3 protein-coding genes are annotated in these 4069 nt (G+C 58.2%); 2 read left to right on the top strand and 1 reads right to left on the bottom strand.

The genetic code is table 11. The features are described 5' to 3' along the window. Positions 1 to 409 precede the first annotated feature (409 nt). A complete protein-coding gene (locus PMI34_RS04510) occupies positions 410 to 1309 on the bottom strand; it encodes a LysR family transcriptional regulator (protein ID WP_008053123.1) in 900 nt (299 codons plus the stop codon). 157 nt (positions 1310 to 1466) lie between these two features. Here PMI34_RS04510 and PMI34_RS04505 point away from each other — a divergent pair, with 157 nt between their 5' ends. Both PMI34_RS04505 and PMI34_RS04500 read left to right on the top strand, forming a co-directional pair. Then, a complete protein-coding gene (locus PMI34_RS04505; RefSeq protein WP_008053124.1) occupies positions 1467 to 2648 on the top strand; it encodes an acyl-CoA dehydrogenase in 1182 nt (393 codons plus the stop codon). A 13-nt stretch (positions 2649 to 2661) separates the two neighbouring features. Beyond that, a complete protein-coding gene (locus tag PMI34_RS04500) occupies positions 2662 to 3882 on the top strand; it encodes a CaiB/BaiF CoA transferase family protein (RefSeq protein ID WP_008053125.1) in 1221 nt (406 codons plus the stop codon). The last annotated feature ends 187 nt before the right edge of the window (positions 3883 to 4069 follow it).

Consider the following 4069-nt stretch of genomic DNA (forward strand, 5'->3'; position numbering starts at 1 on the left):
AGTAAACCCATGCACTACGGATGGTGCGGCTGGGGCGGCCGATCAGCACGATCCCGCCAAATCAGGGCGGGGCGCGGCATTTTGCAGGCGAACTTTGTGCCCTTCAAGGGATTATGACGGGTGACGGAAAATTAACTACAAGTCACCCCGTGACCGAATGTCGCAACCAACCGGCTCAATCCCTTGCAGACCGTGCTTTTCAAGGATTCTGGCCGAAATTGAAGAATTTACACATCGGCCGTATGAATGATGCGGCATCGCCTCGAAATAGTGGCGCAAAGCCGCGTCATCAGGCGCTTGTGGGACGTTTGTACGACTTTTCGATACAGTTTTCTGCTATGCGACAAATACGTATATCTGTAGGGCTTTCATTTTGCTGACTACGGGGTCAAGTAACCTTGGAAAGCCTTTATCCCTCTAGGCTGTAGCTGTGCGCCTGATTTACCAGCCAGTCACGAAATGCCCTTAATGACGCGGATTCGACCTTTCGCTCAGGAATCATCAGGTAATAAGCCTTGATGCTGGACAGTGCTTGCGGGTTGGCGATCACCAGGCGTTTCTCTTTCAACTCCCTTTGAATCAGGAATGGCGGGATCAGGGCGATGCCCATGTCGTGCATGGCTGCCTGGGCGAGCATGGAGAAAAGCTCGTAGCGGGGGCCGGTCATGTCTCGCGGGACATTCAGGTGTTGGGAGTCGAACCATTGGCGCCAGGCATAGGGGCGGGTGGTTTGTTGCAGGAGAGGTAAGTCGGCGATTTCGCCGGGCGTCAGACCGGTCTTGTTTCCGAGCAGGTTGGGGCTGCAAACGGGCATCGGATTTTCACCCATCAGCCTGTGGGATTCTGTACCCGACCAATCCGCGTCACCGAAATAGATGGCGGCATCGAAATCCGTGTCGGCGAACAGGAACGGCCGCGTGCGGTTAGTCAGGTTGACCGTCACTTCCGGGTGTTTTTGCTGGAAGTCCTTGAGTCGCGGCAGCAGCCATTGGGTACCAAAGGTCGGAACCACGGCCAACTCGATCACGTTGGTGCCCTGCTGACCCATCACGGACAAGGTGTCGCGCTCAACCGCATCGAGCTGAGTAGCCACTCGACGGCTGTAGGAGAGCCCGGCTTCCGTCAGCTTGACCCCGCGCCGCGAGCGTCGGAACAGTTCCACACTGAGGAACTCTTCAAGACTGGCGATCTGTCGGCAAATCGCCCCTTGGGTCAGCGACAGTTCCTGGGCGGCCTTGGTGAAGCTCTCGTGGCGCGCGGCGGCCTCGAAGCTGATCAGGGCGGTGGTGCTGGGTATCTTTCTGCGCATGTACGTCAACCTCACTAATACATCGCATAAAGGCTCTTTCGCGACGTTTCGGAGTGAGAAATTAGCACAACAGTATGCAAAATCCTCGTTTGCCGTGGCGCTGATCCGGGCCTAGGATCAGTCCACGTTATTTGACCCGATTCGAGAGGACACACTCATGGGCGGTAAAGCTAGCTTCAACTGGATCGATCCCCTGCTGCTGGATCAACAGCTCACTGAAGAAGAACGCATGATTCGCGACACGGCTGCGCAATTCGCTCAGCAAAGCCTTGCGCCGCGCATCCTCGAAGCTTTCCGCCATGAGAAGACCGATCCGGCGATCTTCCGCGAAATGGGCGAGGTCGGCCTGTTGGGCGCAACCATCCCCGAGCAGTACGGCGGCAGCGGCCTGAACTATGTCAGCTATGGTCTGATCGCCCGTGAAGTCGAGCGCATCGACTCCGGCTATCGCTCGATGATGAGCGTGCAGTCCTCGCTGGTGATGGTGCCAATCAATGAATTCGGTACCGAGGCGCAGAAGCAGAAGTACCTGCCGAAACTGGCGTCGGGTGAGTGGATCGGCTGCTTCGGCCTGACCGAGCCTAACCACGGCTCCGACCCGGGCGCGATGATCTCTCGTGCGCGCAAAGTGGAAGGCGGCTACAGCCTCACCGGCAGCAAGATGTGGATCACCAACAGCCCGATCGCCGATGTGTTCGTGGTCTGGGCCAAGGACGATGCCGGCGACATCCGCGGCTTCGTGCTGGAGAAAGGCTGGAAAGGCCTGAGCGCTCCGGCGATTCACGGCAAGGTGGGCTTGCGGGCATCGATCACCGGTGAAATCGTGATGGACAACGTGTTTGTGCCGGAAGAGAACATCTTCCCGGATGTCCGTGGCCTGAAAGGTCCTTTCACTTGCCTCAACTCGGCGCGTTACGGCATCTCCTGGGGTGCGCTGGGTGCGGCCGAGTTCTGCTGGCACACCGCTCGCCAGTACACCCTGGATCGTCAACAGTTCGGTCGTCCATTGGCTGCCACTCAGTTGATCCAGAAGAAGCTGGCCGACATGCAGACTGAAATCACCATGGCGCTGCAAGGATGCCTGCGTCTGGGTCGTATGAAGGACGAAGGGACCGCTGCAGTCGAAATTACTTCGATGATGAAGCGCAACTCTTGCGGCAAGTCCCTGGACATCGCGCGCATGGCTCGCGATATGTTGGGCGGCAACGGCATCTCCGATGAGTTCGGTGTCGCACGTCACCTGGTCAATCTGGAAGTGGTGAACACCTATGAAGGTACGCACGACGTCCATGCACTGATTCTCGGTCGTGCGCAAACCGGCCTCCAGGCGTTCTATTAATAGGAGGACGTCCATGGGCGCGCTATCGCATCTACGGGTACTGGATTTATCGCGGGTGCTGGCCGGGCCTTGGGCCGGGCAGATCCTGGCCGACCTTGGCGCTGAAGTGATCAAGGTCGAGCGTCCGGGTAACGGCGATGACACGCGCGCCTGGGGACCGCCGTTCCTTAAAGACGCTTATGGCGAGAACACCAGCGAGGCCGCCTATTACTTGTCGGCCAATCGCAACAAGCAATCGGTCACCATCGATTTCACGCGCCCTGAAGGGCAGAAACTGGTGCGTGAGCTGGCGGCCAAGTCGGACATCCTGATCGAGAACTTCAAGGTTGGTGGTCTGGCGGCTTATGGCCTGGACTATGAATCGCTGAAGGCGATCAATCCGGATCTGATCTATTGCTCGATCACCGGGTTCGGCCAGACTGGTCCTTACGCCAAGCGTGCGGGTTATGACTTCATGATCCAGGGGCTGGGCGGACTCATGAGCCTGACGGGGCGACCTGAAGGTGAAGAAGGCGCGGGGCCGGTGAAGGTTGGCGTGGCGCTGACGGACATCCTGACCGGGCTGTATTCGACTGTCGCGATCCTGGCAGCGCTTGCGCATCGGGATCACGATGGCGGTGGTCAGCATATCGATATGGCACTACTGGACGTACAGGTGGCTTGTCTGGCCAACCAGGCAATGAACTACCTGACGACAGGCAATGCGCCTAAACGCCTGGGTAATGCTCATCCGAACATCGTGCCCTATCAGGATTTTCCTACGGCCGATGGCGACTTCATCCTTACCGTCGGGAACGATGGACAGTTCCGCAAGTTCGCGGAAGTGGCCGGGCAGCCGCAGTGGGCGGACGATCCGCGTTTTGCCACCAACAAGCTGCGGGTGGCAAACAGGGCAGTACTGATTCCGCTGATCCGCCAGGCGACGGTGTTCAAGACGACCGCTGAATGGGTGGCGCAGCTGGAGCAGGCTGGCGTGCCATGCGGGCCCATCAATGACGTGGCGCAGATGTTTGCCGATCCTCAGGTCAAGGCGCGCGGGTTAGCTATCGAGCTGCCGCATGCGCTGGCCGGGATGGTGCCTCAGGTGGCGAGCCCGATTCGACTGTCGGAGACGCCGGTGGAATACCGTTTTGCACCTCCTCTTCTGGGTGAGCACACGCTGGAAGTTTTGCAGCGGGTGTTGGGCCTGGATGCCGGGGCGGTGTCCGCATTCAAGGCTTCGGGTGTTCTCTGATTGGTTTCTTCTATATAGAGGAGTGTTTCGGCTCCTCTATATAGGCTCTCTTTGCTGCTGCCTGTAGCTTATTGATAGAAAACCTAAATCAGTGCTTGACGGCAGATTCTGGAGGCCTATAATTCGCCCCACTTCCGGCGCAGTCGAAACGGAAAACTCCTTGGCAAACAACGAGTTACGCAGTTTT

Source organism: Pseudomonas sp. GM74 (assembly GCF_000282455.1).
Classification (GTDB): domain Bacteria; phylum Pseudomonadota; class Gammaproteobacteria; order Pseudomonadales; family Pseudomonadaceae; genus Aquipseudomonas.

Coding starts and splice junctions, on each gene's coding strand:
- PMI34_RS04510 (WP_008053123.1), bottom strand. CDS start 1,309: ATGCGCAGAAAGATACCCAGCACCACCGCCCTGATCAGCTTCGAGGCC.
- PMI34_RS04505 (WP_008053124.1), top strand. CDS start 1,467: ATGGGCGGTAAAGCTAGCTTCAACTGGATCGATCCCCTGCTGCTGGAT.
- PMI34_RS04500 (WP_008053125.1), top strand. CDS start 2,662: ATGGGCGCGCTATCGCATCTACGGGTACTGGATTTATCGCGGGTGCTG.